This is a genomic window from Streptomyces sp. P9-A2 (genome assembly GCF_036634175.1).
GTDB classification, from domain to species: domain Bacteria; phylum Actinomycetota; class Actinomycetes; order Streptomycetales; family Streptomycetaceae; genus Streptomyces; species Streptomyces pratens.
This window is the reverse complement of sequence record NZ_JAZIFX010000001.1, coordinates 190,575-213,327: the sequence shown is the minus strand read 5'-3', so window position 1 is coordinate 213,327 and position 22,753 is coordinate 190,575. Positions and strand designations below refer to the sequence as shown.

Annotated in this window: 17 protein-coding genes; 9 read left to right on the top strand and 8 right to left on the bottom strand. The window is 70.2% G+C overall.

From position 1 onward, the window contains the following. Nucleotides 1-95 precede the first annotated feature (95 nt). Nucleotides 96-707: a dihydrofolate reductase family protein gene (locus V4Y04_RS00935; RefSeq protein ID WP_332425086.1), complete on the top strand. Its 612-nt coding sequence runs from the start codon at nucleotides 96-98 to the stop codon at nucleotides 705-707. A gap of 160 nt (nucleotides 708-867) precedes the next feature. On the opposite strand, the gene V4Y04_RS00930 is transcribed toward V4Y04_RS00935, so the two are convergent. After that, on the bottom strand, nucleotides 868-2,370 hold the full coding sequence (locus tag V4Y04_RS00930; RefSeq protein WP_332425085.1) for a glucose/sorbosone family PQQ-dependent dehydrogenase: 1,503 nt from the start codon (nucleotides 2,368-2,370) through the stop codon (nucleotides 868-870). A 458-nt stretch (nucleotides 2,371-2,828) separates the two neighbouring features. Here V4Y04_RS00930 and V4Y04_RS00925 point away from each other — a divergent pair, with 458 nt between their 5' ends. After that, on the top strand, nucleotides 2,829-3,413 hold the full coding sequence (locus V4Y04_RS00925) for a TetR/AcrR family transcriptional regulator (RefSeq protein WP_332425084.1): 585 nt from the start codon (nucleotides 2,829-2,831) through the stop codon (nucleotides 3,411-3,413). Nucleotides 3,414-3,524: 111 nt separating this feature from the next. Here the strand turns inward: V4Y04_RS00925 and V4Y04_RS00920 are convergent, their stop codons facing one another. From V4Y04_RS00920 to V4Y04_RS00905, 4 genes are all read right to left on the bottom strand, one after another. Next, entirely contained in the window at nucleotides 3,525-5,795 is a 2,271-nt protein-coding gene (locus V4Y04_RS00920; RefSeq protein ID WP_332425083.1) for a cytochrome P450, read from the bottom strand. 19 nt (nucleotides 5,796-5,814) lie between these two features. Further along, nucleotides 5,815-7,029, bottom strand: coding sequence for a serine hydrolase domain-containing protein (locus V4Y04_RS00915; protein WP_332425082.1), 1,215 nt, complete (start codon nucleotides 7,027-7,029; stop codon nucleotides 5,815-5,817). Between the two features lie 44 nt (nucleotides 7,030-7,073). Then, complete coding sequence (locus V4Y04_RS00910) at nucleotides 7,074-7,886, bottom strand: SDR family NAD(P)-dependent oxidoreductase (protein ID WP_332425081.1); 813 nt, start codon at nucleotides 7,884-7,886, stop codon at nucleotides 7,074-7,076. Between the two features lie 273 nt (nucleotides 7,887-8,159). Beyond that, nucleotides 8,160-8,537: an ASCH domain-containing protein gene (locus tag V4Y04_RS00905; protein ID WP_332425080.1), complete on the bottom strand. Its 378-nt coding sequence runs from the start codon at nucleotides 8,535-8,537 to the stop codon at nucleotides 8,160-8,162. 170 nt (nucleotides 8,538-8,707) lie between these two features. Here V4Y04_RS00905 and V4Y04_RS00900 point away from each other — a divergent pair, with 170 nt between their 5' ends. From V4Y04_RS00900 to V4Y04_RS00890, 3 genes are all read left to right on the top strand, one after another. Continuing rightward, nucleotides 8,708-9,904, top strand: coding sequence for a 4-hydroxybenzoate 3-monooxygenase (locus tag V4Y04_RS00900; RefSeq protein WP_332425077.1), 1,197 nt, complete (start codon nucleotides 8,708-8,710; stop codon nucleotides 9,902-9,904). Between the two features lie 675 nt (nucleotides 9,905-10,579). After that, a complete protein-coding gene (locus tag V4Y04_RS00895) occupies nucleotides 10,580-12,166 on the top strand; it encodes a hypothetical protein (RefSeq protein WP_332425075.1) in 1,587 nt (528 codons plus the stop codon). A gap of 66 nt (nucleotides 12,167-12,232) precedes the next feature. After that, nucleotides 12,233-12,832, top strand: coding sequence for a DinB family protein (locus V4Y04_RS00890; RefSeq protein ID WP_332425074.1), 600 nt, complete (start codon nucleotides 12,233-12,235; stop codon nucleotides 12,830-12,832). A gap of 315 nt (nucleotides 12,833-13,147) precedes the next feature. Here V4Y04_RS00890 and V4Y04_RS00885 read toward each other — a convergent pair whose 3' ends face one another. Then, entirely contained in the window at nucleotides 13,148-13,750 is a 603-nt protein-coding gene (locus V4Y04_RS00885) for a TetR/AcrR family transcriptional regulator (RefSeq protein ID WP_332425073.1), read from the bottom strand. Between the two features lie 143 nt (nucleotides 13,751-13,893). Then, nucleotides 13,894-14,352, bottom strand: a complete 459-nt coding sequence (locus V4Y04_RS00880; protein ID WP_332425072.1) for an ATP-binding protein — start codon at nucleotides 14,350-14,352, stop codon at nucleotides 13,894-13,896. 256 nt (nucleotides 14,353-14,608) lie between these two features. Here V4Y04_RS00880 and V4Y04_RS00875 point away from each other — a divergent pair, with 256 nt between their 5' ends. The 4 genes from V4Y04_RS00875 (at nucleotide 14,609) to V4Y04_RS00860 (ending at nucleotide 20,196) form a co-directional block, all read left to right on the top strand. Beyond that, the gene (locus V4Y04_RS00875) at nucleotides 14,609-15,475 is read left to right on the top strand and encodes a helix-turn-helix domain-containing protein (protein WP_332425070.1); all 867 of its coding nucleotides are present in this window, start codon (nucleotides 14,609-14,611) and stop codon (nucleotides 15,473-15,475) included. Continuing rightward, nucleotides 15,472-15,705 (top strand): DUF397 domain-containing protein, encoded by a 234-nt coding sequence (locus V4Y04_RS00870; protein WP_443079929.1) that lies wholly within the window; start codon nucleotides 15,472-15,474, stop codon nucleotides 15,703-15,705. The genes V4Y04_RS00875 and V4Y04_RS00870 overlap by 4 nt, the downstream gene beginning before the upstream one ends. Before the next feature lie 103 nt (nucleotides 15,706-15,808). After that, the gene (locus V4Y04_RS00865; protein WP_332425067.1) at nucleotides 15,809-16,612 is read left to right on the top strand and encodes an SAM-dependent methyltransferase; all 804 of its coding nucleotides are present in this window, start codon (nucleotides 15,809-15,811) and stop codon (nucleotides 16,610-16,612) included. A 320-nt stretch (nucleotides 16,613-16,932) separates the two neighbouring features. Further along, on the top strand, nucleotides 16,933-20,196 hold the full coding sequence (locus tag V4Y04_RS00860; RefSeq protein ID WP_332425066.1) for a LamG-like jellyroll fold domain-containing protein: 3,264 nt from the start codon (nucleotides 16,933-16,935) through the stop codon (nucleotides 20,194-20,196). A gap of 177 nt (nucleotides 20,197-20,373) precedes the next feature. Here the strand turns inward: V4Y04_RS00860 and V4Y04_RS00855 are convergent, their stop codons facing one another. Continuing rightward, nucleotides 20,374-22,662 (bottom strand): AbfB domain-containing protein, encoded by a 2,289-nt coding sequence (locus V4Y04_RS00855; protein WP_332432656.1) that lies wholly within the window; start codon nucleotides 22,660-22,662, stop codon nucleotides 20,374-20,376. Nucleotides 22,663-22,753 lie beyond the last annotated feature (91 nt).

Below are 22,753 nucleotides of genomic sequence, written 5' to 3'. Positions count from 1 at the left end.
CCGATGAGTTCTCGCGCGCCACACTGTCCAAGGAGGTGGAGAACAGTGAGGGACCGCGAGGGGCGCCGTCCCGTCGAGGAGAGGACCGGTGCGCGATGAAGCTGACGCTGACGCAGTTCCTGACGCTGGACGGCGTCTACCAGGGCCCGGGGTCACCGGACGAGGACACCGGCGACGGATTCACCCGGGGCGGCTGGTTCGTGCCGTACCTGGACGGGGCCTTCGAACAGCTGGCCGCCACCTGGCTCGGCAGGGCGGACGCCCTGCTGCTGGGTCGCCGTACGTACGTGAACTTCGCGCGGGACTGGCCGAAGATGACCGACCCGCCCTTCGGCCCCCTCATGAACGGTCTGCCGAAGTACGTGGCCTCCCACACCCTGACCGAGGCCGACTGGAACCCGAGCACTATCCTTGCCGGCGACGTCCCCGCGCAGGTCGCCGACCTGAAGCGGCGGCCGGGCCGTGAGCTGCAGCTCCACGGCAGCGCCCGGCTGTCCCAGTCCCTGCTGGCCGCCGGCCTGATCGACGAACTGCGCCTGGTGATCGCCCCCGTGCTGGTCGGCACCGGCCGCCGTCTCTTCCCGGCCGGCACCGCCCCGACCGGCCTGCGCCTCGTCCGACACGAGACGACACCACGCGGCCTGGCGGTCCACACCTACGAAACAACGGGACCACCCGAGTACGGGACGTACGGCGCCGACACGTAGGGGTTGTGCACCGGCAGTCCCGCACGGCTGCCCGGCCCGTGCGGGACGGGAAGTGTCCTCGCCCCTTTGGAGCCCGGACCGGTGCGAGGCACCGGCCGGACGGGGCGAGGACGACTTCGTGCGTTCCTCGATGTACTGGAGCGGGCCGAGGCGTACCGGGTCAGCTCTCCCAGCGGTACTCGATGATCGCGCCCGGGTTCTCCAGCGGGTCGGTCGACGGAGCGCCCCGCTGGTCGCGGACGGGGCCCGCGGAGTCGGTCGCGGCGAAGAGGGACCTGCCGTCGGCGCTGAACTCCGTGTCACGGAAGCGGTTCTCCTCCGTGATGAGCTTGGTGACGTTGCTGACGTCCCGGCCGTCCGGCGTGAGGTCGACGCGGTAGACGGTGCCGTCCTTGAGGGTGGTCATCACCAGGGAGTCGTTCCAGCCGGGGAGGCCCTCTCCGGTGGCCCCGGCGGACTTCCTGGATGTCCCGTAGTGCTCGAAGCTGGAGGGCGCGATGGTGGGCCAGCACACCGACCACATCTCGCCCTGGGCGCATGTGGGGTTCTGGAACCGGAAGTCCGAGCCCACGGTGCCGAAGGTGTGGATCGGGTCCATGAAGGGCCGGGCGAAGTCGCTCTCCTCCTGCACGGGGACCGTCGCGGGGATCTCGAAGTTGCTGAAGGTCAGCTCGTCGCACGGCGTCGGCCAGGAGGCGGACCAGTTGGCGTAGACGTAGGCCTTGTCGTCGCGGTACCCCGAGACGTTCGGCCAGCCGTAGTTGGTGCCCTTGGTCAGGATGTTGATCTCGTCGTCGGTCTTCGGGCCCTGCTCGTTCGAGTAGAGCGTGCCGTCGGGGCCGAAGGCCAGGCCCTGCGCGTTGCGGTGCCCGTAGGTGTAGACGTGGCTGCGCACGCCGTCGAGGACCGGGTTGTCCGAGGGGATGGAGCCGTCGGTGTCCAGCCGCAGGGTCTTGCCCTGGTAGGCGATCCAGTCCAGACCCTCGACCTCGTGGGCGGTGGGCAGCCGCATGGTGTAGCTGGGCCTGCAGGTGCTGCCGAACTGGTTCACGCCCTGGTCACCGATGGTGTAGTACAGCTTGCCGTCCGGTCCCAGGCGCAGCCGCGCCGACTGGTGGTCGTTGCCGGACGGCATGCCGGCGATGACGGCCTTCGGGCTGTGCAGCCGCTGCCGGCCGGCGTCGTAGGTGTAGCGCTCGATCTTCGTGCGGGCCTGCACGCCCGGGGTGGAGTCGATGTCGTAGCTGTAGGCGACGTACGCGTACAGCGCGCCGGACTCGTGCTCCTCCAGGGCGAGGCCGAGCACGCCGTCCTGCCCGCCCTCGCTGTGAACGGCCTCCGGCAGGCTGAGCAGGGTGGTCTTGACGCCGGTCTTCGGGTCGACGCGGGTGACCTTCTTGCCGGTCTTCTCGGTGACCCACAGGGCTCCGTCGGGGGCCCGGACGATCTCGTAGGGGTCGTTCAGCCCGGTGGCCACGACCCGCTTGGTGAACGTCCCCGAGGCGGGTGACACAGGCGGCGCGGTGGTGTGGGACGGAGGGGTCGCGGCGTCCGTGTTCCCGTTCGCGGCGGGGTCTCCGCCCGTGACAGCGGCGCCGGACAGAGATGCGCCGAGGGCCAGGACGAGCGCAGTCGTCACCGGCCCGCGCAGTATGTGGTGCATGTGGTTCCTTCCGGTGGGCCACCCCCCGCGTTCGAAGCATCACGTTCCGCTTACGTTTTGGCGCTCCGGGTGCCGCTTTGTTGCGCCGTTCGGGTGAGGGGGAGGCTGCGGCCGGGACGCGGACCCGCCCGGACGCCACCCCGCTCGACGGTGGGCCGAGCAGCTTCAAATGCCCCTGGCAGGAGATGAGTCGGGACTTCCTCGGCTGCCGACGGGCGGCATGCTGTTCCCAGGTGTTCCGTACGGTGGGACCGGTCGGGGCCGCCGCGATCAGGCGCCCACCGAACCCGACCGGCATGGCACCGTGGAGTGTCCCCACCGTACGGTTCACCCGAATGGCTACACTTCACCGGCAGTGCCGTACCGCCCCGCCCCTCGGCGGGTGAGCCGGGCGCTGTTCCCGGCGACCCCCGGGTGTTTCGATCCGTCAGCTTCTTTCTGTGAGCCAGGTACTCCGCATGGCAGCCAACCGCACGGCCAAGAGCATTGCCACGCGTCAGCGTTTCGTCGACGAGGCTCTGCGCCTCTTCAAGGAACGGGGCTACGGGAGCACGTCCATGGCCCAGATCGCGGCCGCGGCCGGCAGCAGCCGGGCCAACCTGTACCTGTACTTCAACAGCAAGTCCCAGATCATCAGGGCCCGCATGACCGAGATCGAGGCCGAGGTCGCCGAGCTCTACGAAGTGCTGGACGGGATGCCGGGGCACACCCCCGAGGCCCTGCGGGAGTGGCTGGGGACCGCCCGCGGGATGTGGCTGCGCTACGCCACGGAGTTCGAGGCCGTCGACCAGGCCATGGCCATCGACCAAGAGGTGCTCGAGGAGTGGCTGGGCCTGATCCAGCGTGTCTCGTCGGCCCACGCCGCGCTCCATCTCGACGGTGGGACGGAGGATGAGCGGACGGAACGCGAAGTGCACATGGCCACGCTCATGATGAGCCTGGAGCGCAACTTCTACTTCCTGTACATCCGCGGCCACAAGGAGCGGGAGGAACTGATCCTCACCTCGCTGGCCCGGCAATGGGCCCAGCTGTTCGACGACTGAGACGGCCGGCCAGGCCGGGGCGGCCGGGGCGGCCGACATGACTCCGTCGGGAAACCCGGGTCACGGGTTTCCCGACGGAGCGGCGGGAGGAAGCGGGCGGCGCCGCCGGAGTCAGCCGCCGAGCACCAGCCGCGGGCACCCGGCCTCGGCCCGGGACACGCAGATCAGCATGGTCTCGTTGGTCTCCTGTTCCGACGCGGTGAGGATCGAGTCCCGGTGGTCGGCGCGGCCGGAGACGATGCGCGTCTCGCAGGTGCCGCACGTCCCGGTCTTGCACGAGGACACCGTCGGCAGCCCGGCCTTCTCCGCGGCCTGAAGGATCGTCTCGTCCGCGCCGACCTCGACGACCGTCCCCGACTCCGCGAACTCCACCTGGAACGGAGTGTCGGGAAGGGTGCGTTCCACGGGCTTGGGAGCGAACCGCTCCATGCGCAGGGAGTTCTTCGGCCAGTGGGCGGTGTTCTCCTCGACGGCGCGCAACAGGGGCTCGGGCCCGCACGCGTAGACGAGCGTGTCGTCACGCACCTCACCGAGCAGACCGGCCAGGTCGATCAGCCCGTCCCGGTCCTGCGGGACCAGCGTGACCCGGCCGCCGTGGGCGGCCAGCTCGTCGCAGAAGGCCATCGACGTGCGGGTGCGCCCGCCGTAGACGAGGTCCCACTCGGCCCCGGCACGCTCGGCCTCCCTGATCATGGGCAGGACCGGGGTGATGCCGATGCCCCCGGCGACGAAGAGATAGCGGGGCGAGGGCAGGAGCCGGAAGTTGTTGCGCGGCCAGGACACGGTGACCCGGGACCCGGCGGTCAGCGCGTCGTGCACCGCCGCCGACCCGCCCCGGCCGGCCTCCTCCCGCAGCACACCGATGCGGTACGTGGTGCGGTCCTCGGGGTCGGAGGCCAGCGAGTACTGGCGCACCCACGGCTCGTCCTCCCCGTTGTCCCCACTGTCCCCCCGGGGTACATGGACGTCGATGTGGGCGCCGGCCTTCCACGGCGGCAGGTCCCCGCCGTCCGGGTGGCTCAGGGTCAGGGCGACGACGCCGTCCGACGCCTCGGTGCGTTCCATCACCTCCAGGTCGAGCGTGCGCACGGTGCGCGTCCGGGACCGCTCGACGTCCGCGACGTCCCAGTGCACGTGCAGCGAACGGCGTACCGGGAGCAGGGCCATGCGCAGGAAGTCCAGCTCGTCGGTGTCGTCGGGACGCAGCGACGGCAGCCGTTCGAAGAGCACCCGCAGCCCTGTCGCCCCCTGGACCCGGGCGAGCGGATTGCCCAGGCAGGTGTGCCGTCCGGCGGTGAAGGCCAGGTGATCCTCGGGGTCGGGGCGGTGGATGTCGAACTCGAAGGGACGGTCGACGTGCAGGGGGTCGGTGTTGGCCGAGGCCAGCGCGACCCACACCATGTCACCGGCCGAGATCTTCACGCCCGACAGCTCCACGTCGCGTGTCACCCGGCGGGAGGTGAACGTCGAGGACGGGCGGCGCCGCACCGTCTCCTCGAAGACCCGGGGCCACAGCTCCGGTTCGGCGAGCGCGTCCTGCAACGCCTGGGGGTTCTGGGAAAGGAAGATCACCGCGTTGGTCATCGCCTGGGCGGTGGTGTCCGTGCCGGCCGCGGCGAACTCGGAGACATGCAGGGCGATCTGCGGCGTGGGCAGCGCGTACGAGCCGTCCTTCGCCCTGGCCGACGCCATCACGGAGATGATGTCGTCCGCGTCGGAGTCGCGTCGTTCGTCCACGATGGCACGCAGCGTCAGGTTGGCCTCGACGAAGCGGTCCCACACCTCACTGCGCCCCGGCTCGGGCAGCGGCTCGTGCGCGGACGACAGCACGGCGAACAGGTCGTCGCGCAACTGCCGCAGCATCGCCTCGTGCTCGTAGCCGAGACCCAGCAGCGCCATGATCGTCTGGGTCGTCAGCTCCAGCGAGTACTCCTCGAGCAGATTCGCCGAACCCCGGTTCTCGAACCGGTCGATGATGCGGTGCGCCCTGGCCTCGATCTCCGGCTGCAGCCGGTCCATGCGCTCCTTGACGAAGCCCCGCTGGGCCACGGAACGAGCATCCGTGTGGCCGGGCGGGTCCTGCCCCACGATCATCTTCGACACGAGATCCGGCGGGTAGATCCCGTGGTGCTTCTCCGGCACGTCCGCGGCCGAGTTCGCTGCCGAGGAGTAGGTCCGCCAGTCCGAGAGAACGGTGAGACAGTCGTCCCGCCGCGTCACGATCCACGCGTTGAGGTGCGGGTACCAGAACACCGGCGAGGTGTCCCGGACCGTGGCCAGGTGACCGGCCGGGTCGCGGTAGTAGTCGTCGCCCATCGCGTCGAAACCGTGGGCGACGGGGCAGCGGCCCACCGGGCGGGCCTCTTCCTGCAGTGACGTCATGGCCTGGTCCTTTCGCTGGTCAGACGCTGGTTGCCGCGGAGGCGGCGATCGACGAGAGCTTCTGGAACCGGGCGACGTTGTCCCCCTCGTCCATCACCCCGGAGGAGAGGAAACAGAAGGACATGCCCGAGGCGGGGTCCACCCACAGCAGGGAGGAACCGGCCCCGTACGAGCCGAAGGTGCCCGGGGAGACGAAGGGGCCGAAGAAACGCGCGTGCGTCCCCGTGCCGGCAAGGGCCATGCCCAGGCCCATGTTCCCCGGCGGGAGGTCCCACTTGCGGGCGGCGGCGACCATCCCGTACAGGTCGTTGATCTGGTCGCCGGTCTGGTTGGTCACGGCGAAGTCCAGCACCGACTCCCCGATGAGCTGCTCCCCGGAAGCGGTGCGCCCCTTGTTGCGCAGCATTTCGGTGAACGCGAAGACGTCGTCGATGGTGGACACCGCGCCGACCCACGGCATCTCGGCGTCCTCGCGGTCGATGACGTCGTTGAGGCACTCGATGTCCTCGGGCTTGAGCCAGGAGTCGTTGGCGACGATGACCTTCAGCGGCACGCCCTGGTCACGCCATTTCTCGGGCATCCCGAACCGGGTGTGTGCCATGCCGACGGGGTCGAAGACCTTCTCCCGCATGAGCTCCCGGAACGAGTCGGCACCGTAGGCGCGCCGGGCCATCTCGCCCATGAGCGCGTGGTTGATGGCCGCCGAGTAGTTCAGGTTCGTGCCCGGCTCGTGCACGACGTCGACGCCGGCCAGTGCCTCGATGACATCGGCGAGCACGGCGAAGCCCTCAGGGCCCAGGCCCGGGTTGGGCGTGGCGGGCATGCCGGCCCGGTGCGTGAGCAGATGGGCGAGGTTGATCCGGTCCTTGCGCGCCGCACGGAACGGCTCGGTGCCGAAGAACTCGGGAATGAGGTCGACGACACGCGTGGAGAGCATCAGCCTGCCCTCGCTGAGCGCCCGGAAGACCAGAGCGTTGGTGAAGCCCTTGGACATGGACAGGATGCGGTAGACGTCGTCGCGCCGGGTCGGGCGGCCGGTGTCGACATCGGCCAGACCGTAGGTGCCCCGCAGGGCGACCCGGCCGTGGCGGGCCACGATGATGTTCGCCCCGTGGTAGGCGCCGTCCGCGATGTCCGCGCGGATGGTGTGGTCCAGGACCTCGAGGAGGCGGCGTTCGACGCCGGGCGTCCCGGTGAGGGCGACAGTGGGTTCAGGGGCCTCGGTGTGCTGCACTGGTTCTTCTCCGTCCGGTGTGCTGAGGGTGTCGGCGAGGCGCGTCAGAGCATGAGGGCGCCGCCGGAGGGCGCCAGCGTCTGGCCGGTGTAGTGCCCCGCCGCGTCCGAGGCGAGGAAGAGAACCGTGCGGCCGATCTCGTCGGGCTCCGCCAGCCGCTTCAGCGGCTGGAGGGAGAGCAGCGCCTGGACGTGGTCGTCGCCGGACGCCGTGAGCATGGGGGTCCTGATGCCGGCCGGGGCCAGGGCGTTGACCCGGATGTCGAACGGGGCGAGTTCGGCCGCGACCGCCTTGGTGAGGCCCACGACCGCGGCCTTGGACGCCGGGTAGTAGGCGGGCATCGGCAGACCGATGAGCCCTGCCACGGAGGCGAAGTTGATGATCGAACCGCTGCCGCTCTCCTTCAGCAGCGGCACGGCGGCACGGATCGCGTAGAAGGTGCCGTTGAGGTTGATCGCGACGACCCGGTCGAAGTCCTCGTCGGAGATGCCGCCCAGGAACTCCGGGTGGTAGGTCTCACCGGTCTTGGAGGACTCGGTCATCCGGTGGTTGATCCCGTCCACCCACGCCTGCTTCTCCTTGTTCGGCGTGGCGACACCGGCGGCGTTCACGAGGATGTGCAGCCGGCCGTGGTCCTCCCGGACCCGGTCGAAGACCCGGTTCACCGCGGCGGAGTCGGACACGTCCGCGGCATGGCCCCGAACCCGCTCCAGGCCGTCGAAGGCGCGGTCGAGATTCTCCTGCCTCAGATCCATTCCGTAGACCGTGGCGCCGGCTCCCGCCAGGGCCTTCACGGCGGCCAGGCCCATGCCCGATGCCGCACCGGTCACGACCGCGATCCTGCCGTCGAGTTCCATAGTCGATCCCCTCGTCGTTGAGGTGTGGACCTGCCGCGTCACGGCAAGTTCTGCCTTCCAGCGGGTGAAGTCCGGCCAACCTAACCAAAAATTTGACACCTGTCTAGGTTTGGTTTCCGGGACGGACGGACGGACGCCGGATCTCCACTGGTCCGAAGCGGAGGTCTGCTACGCCGAGGGCGAAGGCCGACCCGCAGCAGGACACCGCCGCCCCCGCTGTGAGCAGGGACGGCGGTGTCGTCGGGAGGAGAGGACGAGGGATCGCCGGGAGGGTCAGGCGGCCCGCACCACCCGGAAGGTCAGGCACACGAGGGGAGTGCCGTCCTCCACCGGGGTGCCCTCGCGCTCCCAGAAGCGGCGATGGCCGGCCCGCCAGTCCTCGAGGGAAGCGTCGCCCTCGCCCTCGGCGGCGGCGTGCTCCCATGTGACCTCCGCGAAGGACGTCAGATCCACACCGGTGATCTCGATCGTGGCGACGGCACGGCCGTCGTCGTCCAGCAGGGCCAGCCGCTCACCGACGAACTCCAGCCCCTCGGTCTCCTCGACGTACTCGGCCAGCAGGCCGGTCGTGGCGGTCTTCCGTCCGGCCAGAACGAGAGAGTTCAGCTCATCACGCAGTCCGTCCGGGGTGCCGAGTTCCAGTGCGCGCATACCGCCGACCCGTGGCCACATGTTCCTTACCGCCCTGCTCCGTCAGCCGTGTGAAACACGGATCGCTCTTCGGCCGGCCATTATGGGCCGGGCCCGCGACGGCCGATCCGTCTCCACCGGACGGAAGAGGTCCCTGGCCCGGCGGCCCGGACGGACGCAGAATGTCGACCATGTCATCCTCGCGCGTCCACAGTCGTACGCAGATCGGCATCGTCGGTGCCGGCCCCGCCGGGCTCATGCTCTCCCATCTGCTCGCCCGTGCCGAGATCGACTCCGTAGCGGTCGATCTGCGCAGCCGCCGCGAGATCGAGGAGACCCACCGCGCCGGGATCCTCGAGCAGGACTCGGTCGACCTGCTGGCCGGCACCGGCGTCGGTGACCGGGTGCACCGCGACGGCCACCGCCACGACGGGATAGAACTGGCCTTCAAAGGAGGCGCCCACCGGATCGACTTCCAGGGCCTGGTCGGCGCCTCGACCCAGCTCTACCCCCAGACGGACGTCTTCATCGACCTCGCCGACGCCCGCGAGCGCGACGGCGGCGACGTCCGGTTCGGCGTCACCGGGGTGTCGGTGGACGGCCTCACCTCCGACACCCCGGCCATGCGGTTCACCGACGCCGACGGCACCGCCCACGAGATACGTGCGGACTTCCTGGTGGGCGCCGACGGGTCACGCAGCCTGTGCCGTCGCGAGGTGCCACAGGCCCGGCGCACGCAGTACTTCCGCGAGTATCCGTTCGCCTGGTTCGGCATCCTCGCCGAGGCGCCGCCCAGTGCTCCGGAGCTGATCTACAACCACTCGCCGCGCGGCTTCGCGCTGATCAGCCGGCGCACCGAGACCGTCCAGCGGATGTACTTCCAGTGCGACCCCGCCGAGGACGCCGCCGCCTGGTCCGACGACCGGATCTGGGAGGAACTGCAGTCCCGTGTGGGAGCCAACGGGCACACCCTCAAGGAGGGGCCGATCACCTCGAGGACGGTGCTTCCGTTCCGCAGCTTCGTCCAGGAGCCGATGCACCACGGGCGGCTGGTGCTGGCCGGCGATGCCGCGCACACGGTGCCGCCGACCGGCGCCAAGGGTCTCAACCTGGCGCTCGCCGATGTGCGGGTCCTGGCCGAGGAACTCGAGCGAGCGGTCGCGAGCGGTGACACCGCCCCACTGGGGACCTACAGCGAACGGGCGCTCGGCCGGGTCTGGAAGGCCCAGCACTTCTCGTACTGGATGACCACCATGCTGCACACCCTGCCGGAAGCCACCCCCTTCGACATACGGCGCCAGGAGGGCGAGCTGGCCGCGGTGACCGGCTCGACCGCGGGCTCGACCTACCTCGCCGAGGCCTACACGGGCTGGCCGGAAGGGCGATGACCAAGGCGCCGTCCCGCCGGGAACCGGCCACCGACCGGCTCGGGGAGGACGCCCCCGGCCCCCTCCCCGGCCGGGCGGACGCACCCGGCACCGTGGGCTTCGGGCCCGAGGACGACGCCGTACGGCGACCGGCCGTCGACCACCTTCCTGGACGGAGCGACGACGGCCACCACACCTGCTCTCCTACGGACCCGCCGCCGCGCTGTGCGATCCGCGCTCCGAAGCCGACCACGACGTCGTGCCGCCCGCGGTCCTCCTCCACGGCGCCGGCCGGCCCAGGGGGCCCGAGGACGAGGTGCCCCGGAGGCGGACATGCGGATCGCCCGTGAGGAGTTCCGTCGAGGGCCTGGCCCGATACGCCGCCTTCAAGTCGATCCGCCGTCGCACCGGCTGACACCTGGCCGCGGCGGCCCGTGACGGGGGCACCAGCCGGTCGGCGAAACGGTAAAAAGGGCAACGGGCCTGCTGTACAAGCTGGTTGGGGATGATTCAGTGCTGCCGCAGGGGTGCTGATCAACGCTGGAACGCGGTGGAATGGAGGTGCCGGGGAGGGCGGGGACGCCTTGGAGAGCCGGCCTGTGGAGGAAGCGGGAGCCGCGCGCGGCACTCCCGCCTGCCGGACGAGCCGTGACACGCCCGTCCCGCCCCGTACGACGATCGTCACCTGGGGGACCGATGACCTTTCCGCCGCCGCCCACCGGACCGGACGACGACCCGTCCGCGCCACCTGTGCCGACCGACCCCTTCGCACCACCTGTGCCGACCGACCCCTCCGCACCACCGAAGCCGACCGAACCGCCCGCGCCGTCGATTCCGACCCGGCCGCCCGCACCTCCGCACAGCCCCGGGGCCCCGCAGGATCTGCCGGGCCCGCCCGCCCACGACCCGCCGTCGCAGGGAGCGTCGTTCCAGGATCCGGTGCGGCACGATCCGCTCGCGGTCGCTCTCGGCAACGCGTCCCTCCTGGGGGTGGGCTATCTGCTGATGCGCCGCCATGGATTGTTCTGGACCGCCGCGGTGGTCACCCTCGCGCTGGTCTGGACGACGGCCGCGACCGCCGATACCTGGAGCGAGGTGCTCCTGCTGCTGTGGTGGGCGGCGGTCGTGGCGCACGGATGGCTGCTCGCCCGGCGTCGGAGGGGCAGCCCGCGGACGGCGCAGCGCCTGGTCGCGCTCGGCCTCTCCGTCGCGGTGCTGCTGGGGGTGGGGCTGCTGCGGTTCGACGCCCACGGCATCGAGGACGACATCGCCCGGGCACGCGCGGACGGTGACTGCGGGGCGGTGACCAAGGCCCAGGAACGGGTGTGGGCGGGGCACAGGCTCGCCGCGGCCCCGGTGGCCGCACGCGGCGACACGGCGGTCGACACCTGTGAGCGACTGGAAACGGCGCAAACCCGGCTGGCCGCCGGACTGAACGGCGACCAGGACGACCTGACCTCGGGCTTCCGCCTGCTGGCCTCGATCCTGAAGGAGGACTCCCGCAACGACGCCACGGTCGGGGCCTCCCTGGACCGTTTCCTGGACGGGCTGCCCACCGACGACGCCTGCGAGACGGTCCGGATCACGGACTGGCTCGGAGACCGGGAGTCCGAGCCGGGTCAGCAGGTCCTGGACCGTTCCTCCGAGACCGCCGACCGGCTCGCTCCGGCCGCACTGATGGGCTGCGGCGACGCCCTGATGGGCACGCAGGAGTGGTCGCAGGCGGAGTCCCGCTACCAGCGGCTGCTGGACGAGTACCCCGGCGACAGCCATGAGGGCCGGGCCCGCAAGGCGATCAGGAAGGCCGTGCTGGCCCTGCAACTGGACGAGGTGCAGGAGTTGGTGCGCGAGAACCGCTACTGCGAGGATCCGGCGAAGTACGAGGGGGCTCCCGCCCGCCGCGCGGGCTCCGGCCGGTCCCTGTTCCTGGGAGACAGCGAGCACTCGGGCAAGCTTCCCGGCGCCTGGCGGACCACCGACGCGGCGAAGGCCTCACTGGTGGTGTGCGTGGGCCAACAGGGCTTCGGGAGCGCCGTCCGCACCTGCCCCTACCGCAGCGAGACCAGCGGGCGGATCACCGACGTCACGTTCCGCAGGATCTCGCTCCCGGTGAAGGTGTACGCGCTGCGCACCGGCAAGCGCGTCGTCGACCGCACGGTGCAGATCAGCGGCTCCACCTGCCCGTCGCTCTTCTTCACCTACGGCGTCATCCCCTCGGACAAGTACGTCACGCCGTCGAAGTCCGACATCCGCAACGCGTTCTCCTCCGCCCTCGGACGATGACCCCGGCCGCCCTGGCCCTCGGCGCCGGACGCCCGGCTGTCAGTGCCCGGTGCGAGACTGCGGGGCATGACGGAACCGAACCCGAAAGCGGACCTGACCCGGTATCTGCAGGACGCCAGGGAAGCCCTGGTGTGGAAACTCGAAGGGCTCCCGGAGTACGACGTCCGCCGCCCGCTGACGCCCACCGGTACCAACCTGCTGGGGCTGGTCAAGCACGCCGCCGGAGTGGAACTGGGTTACTTCGGCGACGTGTTCGGCCGGCCGTTCTTCCATCAGGATCCGCCGTCCTGGTGGTACACGCAGGACGCCGAACCCAACGCGGACATGTGGGCCACCGCGGACGAGTCGCGCGAGGAGATCGTCGCGCTCTACCACCGTGCCTGGGAGCACGCGGACAGCACGTTCGCGGCACTCGCGCTCGACACCGTCGGCCATGTCCCGTGGTGGCCGAAGGAGCGGAGCGAGACCACACTGCACCACCTCCTGGTGCGCGTGATCGCCGACACCCACCGGCACGCCGGCCACGCGGACATCCTGCGGGAGCTCATCGACGGGGCCGTCGGCTGGGGGAAGGGAGCGAGCGCCCTGCCGTCCGATGACGCTGCCTGGTGGGAGGCCCACCGAGACCGGCTGGAGCAGGCGGCGAGGGAGGCCGGCAACCGCTGACCGGCCGGGGAGTGAGGTCCTGCGGGCGGTGCCGGCACGACTGCGGATTCCCGTGGCACTGCTCAGCCGCAGCGGCGGCGGCGGCGCCCAGGTCGCCATCGGCGAACTGCACCGCTCCCACTGCACCGCTCCCACTGCACCGCTCCCACTGCACCGCTCCCACTGCACCGCTCCCACTACGCCTCGACGAGGCGGACGGCGAACGCGCGGTCGATCATCCCGGCAGTCTCCCACCCGGGGAGGCCGCAGCCGGTGCTTCATGGCCGCGGCCGGCCGGCATGGAAACGTAGCGGCGAGAAGGGGCACCCACGGGCGTCAGCGCGGTTGCCGCAGCCCGGTGATCAGGAGGTCGACCAGCGGGCGTGCGTCGTAGCGGGGATCGCTGTCCGCGCCGATGCAGAGGTTCCCCACGCCGCGCATGAGCGCGTAGGCCTCCACGTCGGGGCGGATCTCACCGGCCGCGGCCGCGGTGGCGAGCAGTTGGGAACACACGGGCACGAGCCGGTCGAGGAAGTAGGCGTGCAGCGTCTCGAAGCCGGCGTTGTCGGACTGCAGCACACCGGCGAGTCCGTGCTTGGTGACCAGGAAGTCGACGAAGAGACCGATCCATTCCCGCAGCGCCGCGTACGGCGTCGCGCTGCTCTCCAGGAGGGCCGGGCCGGCCTCGGCGCAGGCCTCGACCTGGTGCCGGTAGACGGCGATGATGAGATCCGCCCGGGTCGGGAAGTGGCGGTAGATCGTGCCCACCCCGACACCGGCCTCGGCCGCGATGTCGCGCACCGGCGCATCCACGCCCGACGTGACGAAGACGGTGGCCGCCGCGTCGAGCAGCGCCTTCTCGTTGCGCCGGGCGTCCGTCCGCTTGGGCCGGCCCGCGCGCCCCGCTTCCTCGCTGTCCCTGCCGTCGGTGTCGCTCACCGTGTCGCTCCCTCCGCCGCCGGACCTGCTGCACGGAACGTGGTTCCGTACCCTCATTCCGGAGCGGAGTTCCGTTTGGTTCATGATGTCAGAGCGCGGACCGGGCGGCGACGGCCGGGCGGACCGGCTGTGCGGCTGTGGGCTCAGGGCCGGGTCGTGCGCAGCGTCGCCCATACGGTCCGGCCGTCCCCGTATTCGGTGACCTCCACCCCCCAGCGTTCCGACATCGCCTTGACCAGCAGCAGCCCGCGTCCTGCCTCGTCCCGGGCATCGGCCCGTCGCGTCCGGGGCACGGACGGACCGCTGCCGTCGTCCGTGACCTGGATCAGCACCAGGTCCGGTGTGGCTCCCAGGGTGCAGGCGACTCTCCGGCTGCTCGTGTGGAGGACGGCGTTGGTGAGAAGCTCGCTCACCACAAGGGCCGCTGTGTCGCAGGTGTCCGGGACGACACCCCAGACGTCGAGCTGCTCCGTCACGAGGTGACGGGCCCTCCCGACGGTTCTGCGGTCGGAGGGCAGGAAGTAGGCGGCTCGGCAGGCGGCGCCGCCGAGGTCGGGGGGAGGGGTGCCACCGGCCGTGGGGGTGGCGTCGGTTAAGGCCACGAACGATTCCTAACGTGGGGGAACACCGGATGCCGTGAGCTGGGGGAGCGGTCATGACAGGTGTCCACGTGGCCAGGCGTAGCCGGCGCCTGGCGTGCGGTCCGGGGAAACCTGGTCACCCCGTCACTATGGTTGCCCCGCGAGCGCTCTGGCAACCCGTCACTTTGCACAGTGCGCAACCTCGCTGTGCGCCTGTCCGCGGGGTGGGGCCCGTGGCAGACTGCTCGGCGACCGGCCGTTCGAGGAGGCATGCGACGTGAGCGCACCGCGGTCGGCCCCGACCGTTCTTCAGATGGTTCTGGGCAGACGGCTCCAGGAACTTCGGCGGGCCAAGGGCCTCTCGGCACAGGACGTCGGTGCCAGGCTGCGCCAGGCCCACACCACGGTCACCAGGACGGAGCAGGCCAAGGTCACCCTGAAGTGGGCCACGGTCAAGGCGCTGTTGGAGATCTACGGCGTACCGGAGGACGAGGCCCGGGAGTTCCTCGCCCTGACCGACCAGGCCAACCAGCCCGGCTGGTGGAAGAGTTACCGTGACGCCCTGCCGGACTGGTTCGCGGTGCACGTCAGCCTGGAGAACTCGGCCACCCACATACGGGGTTACGAACCCCACGTCGTCCCGGGACTCCTCCAGACCGAGGACTACGCCCGCGACGTCCTGAGGCTGAGCCGGCCCCACCCGACGCCGGAGGAACTGACCCGGCGTGTGGCACTGCGGATGGAGCGTCAGGCGCTGCTCACCCGCCGGAGCCCGGCTGCGCCCCGGCTGTGGATCGTCATGGACGAGACCGTCCTGCGGCGGCCGGCCGGCGGACACGAGGTCATGAAGGCCCAGATCGACCGTCTGATCGAGGTGACGGACCTGTCGAACGTCACACTTCAGGTGCTGCCCTTCACCGCCGGACTGCACCCGGGCGCCTTCGGCCCCTTCACTCTCTTCCGTCTTCCGATGCCGGATTTCCCGGACATCGTCGGAACGGACAATCTCGGCGGCGCCCAGTACAGCGAAGACCGGAGGGAAGTCGCGCTGCACCGCGAAGTGCTCGACCGGATGAGCGCCCAAGCCATGTCCAAGGGGCGCACCAGGGAATTCCTTTCGGACGTCCGCAAGGAGTGGGAATGATGAAGCACACGATGAACGCCACAGGTGATCTGGGAACCGAGGGGTGGCACAAACCGTGGAGCGGCAGCAATAACGGAAACTGTGTCGAGGTGAAGAAACTCGGCGGGGGGAGGGTGGCGCTGAGGCAGTCGACGGACCCCGACGGCCCCGCCCTCATCTGCACCACCGCCGCGATCGCCGATCTGGTCAGAGCGGCCAAGTCGGGAGCGGTCGACTTCCTGGTTGCCTGAGACCTGGCTGGAACGTACTGGGGCGCGTCCCTTCGTGAGCGCACTGATCAGTACCGGTTGAATGAAATGAATCACCACGCCGATGCCGTAGCGGAGGAATGAAGTGACAGAAGCGGGATTCAACGCGGACGACATCGACACCAGCAAACCCCAGTCGGCCCGCATGTACGACTACTTCCTCGGCGGAAAGGACAACTATCCCGTCGACTGGGAAGCCGCCGAGAAAGTGATCTCCTTCTTCCCCGCGGTGAAGGAAATGGCTCGGGCCAACCGCGACTTCATGCACCGGGCCGCCCGGCTGGTCGCGGAGCGGGGCGTCCGTCAGTTCCTCGACATCGGCACGGGAATACCCACCGAACCCAATCTCCACCAGATCGTCCAGAGAGTCGCACCCGAGGCCCGCGTGGTGTACGCGGACAACGACCCGATCGTCCTCAGGCATTCCGAGGCGCTCCTGCACAGCACGCCGGAGGGCGGTACCGCCTACATACAGGCCGACGCGAGGGAGCCGGAGAAGATCCTCGCGGCGGCGAGAGAGACCCTCGACTTCGAGCAGCCGGTCACCCTGTCCCTGGTGGCCTTGCTGCACCTGGTGGCAGAGGAGGACGACCCCTACCGGATCGTGTCCGAACTGCTCAAGTCCCTTGCCCCCGGCAGCTATCTGGCTCTCTCCCACGCGACAGGAGACTTCGACGCCGAGACCTGGGAGCGTGTCGTCGAGGTCTACCGCAAGGGAGGGACCTCCGCCCAGGTCCGGTCACGCGACGAGTTCGCCAGGTTCTTCGCGGGACTCGAGTTGATCGACCCCGGCATAGAGCTCGCGGAGCGCTGGCACCCGGATCCCGGGGAGCAGCACAGCCGAAGTGAACAGATCCCGTTGTACGTCGGAGTCGCCCGTATTCCCTGAGGTCTGCGCCGCCGCGATCCGCCGTGGTCCTCCGTGGCCCGCCGCGGCGGCTCTCGCCTCCTTGTGCCCCGGCTGCGCGGGTTCCTGACGGGCAGCCAGCTGTGCGCGAAGTCTGGACAGCCGTTCGGTGACGTGTTGTCATTCCGCTGCACAGTGAATTTCCAACGTTGAAAGGGTCTCTGGCCATCGCAGCGCCGGTGCCGTGCGGTACCGGCGGGCCCGCACCGACCGCCGGTGAACACCCGTCGCCGGTAAGGCCGTTCAAATGACGCAGTCCCGTTTCGTCCTGTCTCCATGCCCCCTGCGCGAGGAAAGGTTCGATGACAAGACAACACACCCGCCCGAGAGCCCGGTGGTGGGCTCTGCTGACCGCCGCGGCCCTGGTCCTGCCCACGAGCGCCGCGGCGGCCGCGGAACCCGCGAGCAGCAGCACGTCCGCGCGTACCGCCGGCGCGGCAGCCGATGCCGCTGTCCAGCAGCACGGCCTGAAGGGCGAGTACTTCAGCATGTCCGCGCCGGGAGCCAGGGACTTCGCCGAGCTCGGTGGGACCCTCCTGGAACCGCAGATCAACTTCTCCGGCCTGACGAGCACCTTCGAGGAACTGACCGGGAGGACGGAGCACACGACCGCCCGCTGGACGGGGCAGATCGAGGCACCGGCGACCGGCGACTACACGTTCCACGCCACCGGCGACAACGGATTCCGCCTCTTCGTCGACGACAAGCCGGTCATCGACCACTGGGAGCCGGACTGGGACAGGGAGCAGACCAGCGAGCCGATCAGGCTGGCCGCCGGTGAGAAGCACACCTTCCGGCTGGAGATGTTCCAGGACCTCGGCGGGTCGAACATGTTCCTGCGCTGGTCGAGCCCGACGACGCCCAAGCAACTCGTCCCCGAGTCGGCGTTCACACCGCCCGCAGGCTTCGAGGTCTTTCCGGTGGACCTGTCGGTCGCCGAGGACGGGAAGCGGCTGCGCGCCCGCTTCGAGGAACGGGTCGGTGACCTCGACGAGGTCGCGGAGCACCTGAAGATCGAGGCCGACACGACCGCCATGCCGGTCACGTCGGTGAAGGCCGTACCCGGCGACCGTACCTCCCTCCTCGTCACGCTCTCGAAGCCCGTCCAGAAGAACCAGCAGGTCCGGTTCACCTACGACGGCGAAGGCGGGCTGACGGCAGGCGGCAGGACCGTGCCCCGGATCGTCCGCTACGCCACGAACGCCTCCGGTCACCGGCTCACCACACCGTGGGCCGACAAGCTGGACAGGAAGAACCCGCTGCCGGAGCACCCCCGGCCGCAGCAGGTGCGCTCCCAGTGGAAGAACCTCAACGGGACCTGGCAGTTCAGCGGCGCGAAGGCGGGCGAGCAGCCGGTCTTCGGCAGGAACCTGAACGAGAAGATCACCGTGCCGTTCCCCGTCGAGTCCCAGCTGTCCGGGCTCGAACGGCACGAGGACCACATGTTCTACCGCAGGCTCGTCGAAGTGCCGAAGAACTGGAAGGTCGGCCAGGGCAAGCGGCTGAAGCTCCACTTCGGCGCCGTGGACTACCAGGCCCGCGTCTGGGTCAACGGCAAGAAGGTCGCCGAACACACCGGTGGCTACACCGCGTTCAGCGCCGACATCACCGACGCGCTCAAGGACAGAGGAGCGCAGGAGGTCGTGGTCGCGGTCACCGACACCGGCGGCGCCGACCAGCCGACGGGCAAGCAGCACACCAGCCCCAGCGGCATCTTCTACACCCAGTCGTCCGGGATCTGGCAGACGGTCTGGATGGAGCCCGTCGCCGACACGGCCATCGACAACGTCGTCACCACGCCCGACATCGACACCAGCAGCCTGGCGGTGACCGTCGAGTCCGAGGGCGCCTCCGGGAAGGCGCGCGTGGAGGCCGTCGCCCGCGACGCCCGGGGGAAGGTCGTCGGCAAGGCCAGCGGGCCCGCCAACCGCCGGCTCCACCTCCCCGTGAAGAAACAGCACCTGTGGAGCCCCGACGACCCCTACCTCTACGACCTCGACGTCAGACTGACCGACGGCAGGTCGGCCGACAGGGTCGGCAGTTACTTCGGCATGCGCGAGATCGGGATCGAGGAGGTCGGCGGCTACCAGAAGCTGGTGCTCAACGGGAAGCCCGTCTTCTCCCTCGCCACCCTCGACCAGGGCTTCTGGCCCGACGGCCTCTACACCGCCCCCAGCGACAAGGCGCTGGCCTTCGACCTCGAGGCGCACAAGAAGCTCGGGTTCAACGCCGTCCGCAAGCACATCAAGGTGGAGCCGGCGCGCTGGTTCTACCACGCCGACAAGCTCGGCCTGCTGGTCTGGCAGGACTTCGTCTCCGGGAACATCACCAACGAGACCGGCCAGAAGGCCTTCGTCGACCAGGGCCGCGAGATGATGCGCCAGCACCACAACTCGCCCTCGGTCATCGGCTGGATCGTTTTCAACGAGGGCTGGGGCGAGTGGAACCGCGAGGAGAGCGGTCGCATCGCCGAGTCGGTGAAGGCCGCCGACCCCTCCCGCGTCGTCAACGCCCACAGCGGTGTCAACTGCTGCAACTCCAAGGGTGACTCGGGCAAGGGCGACATCATCGACCACCACGACTACAACAACGACGACCCGCCGTTCCCCGACCACCGGGCGGCCATGGACGGCGAGCACGGCGGCTTCACCCTGCGCACCCCGGGCCACATGTGGCCGGGCACGCCGACGGTGATCTACAGCGGGGTCGCCGACAAGGAGGCGCTGACCCGCAAGTACGTGGAGAACACCGAGCGGTTCTACCTCGACCAGGCCGCCGCCGAACTCTCCGGTTCGGTGTACACACAAATCACCGACCTGGAGAACGAGCTCAACGGCCTCTACACCTACGACCGCCGGGAGATCAAGGTCGACCCGGTCCGGGTGCGCGAGGCCAACCGTAAGGTCATCGCGGCCGGCGCCGCCGCGGGCGAGCGGGAGCAGCTGAAGGGCGGCGGCCACTGGACCCTCGACGAGGGCACCGGCACGACCGCGAAGGACGGCGGCCCCAACGGCAAGCCCCTGACGCTCACCGGAGGCGCCGGCTGGACCCCCGGCGTCAGCGGCAGCGCGCTCGAGTTCGACGGGCAGGGGCAGCACGCCGAGACCGACGGCCCCGTGCTCGACACCACCGGCAGCTACTCCGTCGCCGGCTGGGTCAGGCTCGACTCGCTCCCCGGCAACTACGCCACCGCGATCAGTCAGGACGGGCGGCGCCAGGCCAGCCCCTTCTACCTGCAGTACGGGCAGGGCGCCTTCGCCTTCAGCACCCCCGACGGGAAGCGCGCCCGGCTGGAGACGAAGCCGGACACGGGCCGCTGGTACCACCTCGTCGGTGTCCGTGACGACGCGCGGGGCGAGATCGACCTCTACGTCGACGGCGAACCGGCGGCGACCTCCACCGCCGGCCCCGCCTACGTCGGCTCCGGACCGCTCGCCGTGGGCCGCGCCCAGTGGAACGGCGGCGACACCGACTTCTGGGACGGCGCGGTGGACGAGGTCCACGCGTACGACAGGGCGCTCACCGCCGAGGAGGTGAGCGCCCTGCACGACCGGGAGAAGCCGTAGGCGGGTTGTCGGCAGGCACGGGCGACCGCGCCTGCCGACGGTCCCGGCGGTAGCGGGAGGGTGCGGATGCCGTCCGGCATCCGCACCCTCCCTCCGTCGGGGAGCACCGCCCGGGACGCGCGGGCGGTGACGGACCGGGGACCGCCACCGCCCGTCACCCCGGGTGCCGCACACCGCTCACGGTGCCCAGGGCGCCGCCACGGTCCAGGTGGTGTCCTCCGTGAACAGAGCGGGACTGTCCCAGGTGTGCGTACCGCCCGGGGTGGCCAGCCACAACCGGGCGTCGTAGTGGCGCAGATACTGCTCGGGGAAGTTGTGGGCGGACAGCCGTACCGCCCCGTTCGCGCCGCGTACCGGGCAGAAGGTGGCGTCCGCCCGGAACAGGTCGCCGCTGCCGGACTCCTTGTACACGCGGTAATCGCGGTGCCGCAGATACTCGCCGGGATAGTTCCGCGACTTGAACGAGTAGCAGGAGCCGTCGGCGAGGCCGGGGACGATCCTCCAGGTGGCGTCGTTCTTCAGCAGCGCACTGCTGCCGCCGTCCACGGCCTCGGTGAACACCGCGCCGTCCTGGTGGCGCACATACCGGTTCGCCAACCCCGGTGTCGTCACACCGAGGGACCGGTACTGGCCGGCCGGCAGGGTGACGGGTGCAGACGGCGATCGGGACGCGTCGATCAGGGCGCGGTTGGCGGCCCTCACCCGTGCCTCGTCGACCTTCACGACCTGACGGTCGTAGGTGAGCAGGCCGTTGGCCTCGTTCTCCACGTCGGTGATCTCGGTGTAGACCGCGCCGGACAGGCCCCGTGGCAGCCGTACCTCGCGGATCGCGTCCAGCAGGCCGACGAACCGGTTGTCGAGGTGAGCCGCGTCCGGCTGGTCCTCGTAGCTGAACCCGCCGCCGGGATACCACTCGTGACCGGGCACCTTCAGCCCGAGGCCCCCGTACTCGCCGAGGACGGCCGCCCGGCCGGCGTCGGGCACCGTGGTGCCGGGACCGACGTAGACGTGGTGGTCGACGACGTCCCCGTTGCCGCCGTCGACGGAGCCGCAGCAGTTGACACCGCTCATATTGTTCACCAGGCGGGACGGGTCGTACGCCTTCACCTCGTTCGCGATGCGGGCCTGGTCGTACTGGCCCCAGCCCTCGTTCTGGTTGACCCACATCACCACCGAGGGCGAGCTGCGGTGCTGGTCGATGACGCGGTCGTACTCGGTCTCCCACTGGGTACGGGCGGCCGCGTCCGGTGTGCGCAGGTCCATGGACGGCATGTCCTGCCACACCAGCAGGCCGAGCCGGTCCGCGTGGTAGAACCAGCGCTGAGACTCCACCTTGATGTGCTTGCGGACCATGTTGAAGCCGAGGTCCTTGTGCTTCTGCAGGTCGTACCGGAGGGCGGCGTCGCTGGGCGCGGTGTAGATGCCGTCCGGCCAGTAGCCCTGGTCCAGGGTGCCGGTCTGGAAGACGAACTCGCCGTTGAGGACGGGACGCAGGACACCCCCGACGCGGGCGACACCGACGGAGCGCATCCCGGTGTAGCTGCCGACGGAGTCGGCCGTCGTGCCGCCGGAGAGCAGATCCGCCCGTACGTCGTAGAGGAAGGGATCGTCCGGGGTCCACCGCCGTGCGGAGGGCACCGGCACGGTGAACTCGCTGCCGACGGGGCCGGTGGCGGTGCCCACCGTGCTGCCGCCGGTGGAGACGGTGATCCGGGCCTGGTGGCCGTTCGTCCCGGCGCCCCGCACCGTGACCTTGAGCCGGTTGTTCACCAGGTCGGGAACCATGTCGAGGCGGGTGATGTGCGCGGGCGCCGTGGGTTCGAGCCACACCGTCTGCCAGATGCCGGACGCGGCGGTGTAGAAGATGCCACCGCCCGGATGCGGTGTCACGTCGTTGATCCGCTGCTTGCCCACGGCCTGACCGCCGGTCTGGGTCGGGTCCCACACGGAGACGACGACGGTGTTGGTGCCACTGCCGAGCAGGTCGGTGATGTCGTAGGAGAACGCGTCGAAGCCGCCGCTGTGCGGCGCGCCGGCCTGCCGGTCGTTGACCCACACGGTCGTGCGCCAGTCACTGGCGCCGAAGTGGAGCTGCACCCGGCGGCCGTCCCAGCCGGACGGCACGGTGAAGGTGCGCTTGTACCAGAGCTTGTCGTTCTGCGTGATCCGGCGCTGGACGCCGGACAGCGCGGACTCGGCCACGAACGGCACCCGGATCTGCTCGGGGAACGACGCCGGCCGGCCGGCGTCGGCCGAGGTGACGGCGAAGTCCCAGATGCCGTTGAGATTGGCCCAGTCGGGGCGGGTGAGCTGGGGGCGGGGGTACTCGGGCAGGGGTGTGTCGACGGGGACCTGGTTGGTCCAGGGGGTGGTCATCGGCGCGGGTCTGGGCGTCCACGCCTGGGGTGCGGCAGTAGCGGTGGCGGACCCGGTGAGGGCCGCGGAGCCGAACAGGGCCAGCACCATCAGCGCGGTGGTGACCCACCACCGCCGGTGTCCTGGCCCGTGAACCGGTGGACGCGGTACGGGTATTCGACGCATCGTGCCTCCTCGGAGA

Excerpts from the sequence above, each read along its gene's own strand:
- V4Y04_RS00895 (WP_332425075.1), top strand. The coding sequence starts at position 10,580 with ATGACCTTTCCGCCGCCGCCCACCGGACCGGACGACGACCCGTCCGCG.
- V4Y04_RS00930 (WP_332425085.1), bottom strand. The coding sequence starts at position 2,370 with ATGCACCACATACTGCGCGGGCCGGTGACGACTGCGCTCGTCCTGGCC.
- V4Y04_RS00860 (WP_332425066.1), top strand. The coding sequence starts at position 16,933 with ATGACAAGACAACACACCCGCCCGAGAGCCCGGTGGTGGGCTCTGCTG.
- V4Y04_RS00890 (WP_332425074.1), top strand. The coding sequence starts at position 12,233 with ATGACGGAACCGAACCCGAAAGCGGACCTGACCCGGTATCTGCAGGAC.
- V4Y04_RS00855 (WP_332432656.1), bottom strand. The coding sequence starts at position 22,662 with ATGGTGCTGGCCCTGTTCGGCTCCGCGGCCCTCACCGGGTCCGCCACC.
- V4Y04_RS00925 (WP_332425084.1), top strand. The coding sequence starts at position 2,829 with ATGGCAGCCAACCGCACGGCCAAGAGCATTGCCACGCGTCAGCGTTTC.
- V4Y04_RS00870 (WP_443079929.1), top strand. The coding sequence starts at position 15,472 with ATGATGAAGCACACGATGAACGCCACAGGTGATCTGGGAACCGAGGGG.
- V4Y04_RS00920 (WP_332425083.1), bottom strand. The coding sequence starts at position 5,795 with ATGACGTCACTGCAGGAAGAGGCCCGCCCGGTGGGCCGCTGCCCCGTC.
- V4Y04_RS00910 (WP_332425081.1), bottom strand. The coding sequence starts at position 7,886 with ATGGAACTCGACGGCAGGATCGCGGTCGTGACCGGTGCGGCATCGGGC.
- V4Y04_RS00905 (WP_332425080.1), bottom strand. The coding sequence starts at position 8,537 with ATGCGCGCACTGGAACTCGGCACCCCGGACGGACTGCGTGATGAGCTG.
- V4Y04_RS00900 (WP_332425077.1), top strand. The coding sequence starts at position 8,708 with ATGTCATCCTCGCGCGTCCACAGTCGTACGCAGATCGGCATCGTCGGT.
- V4Y04_RS00935 (WP_332425086.1), top strand. The coding sequence starts at position 96 with ATGAAGCTGACGCTGACGCAGTTCCTGACGCTGGACGGCGTCTACCAG.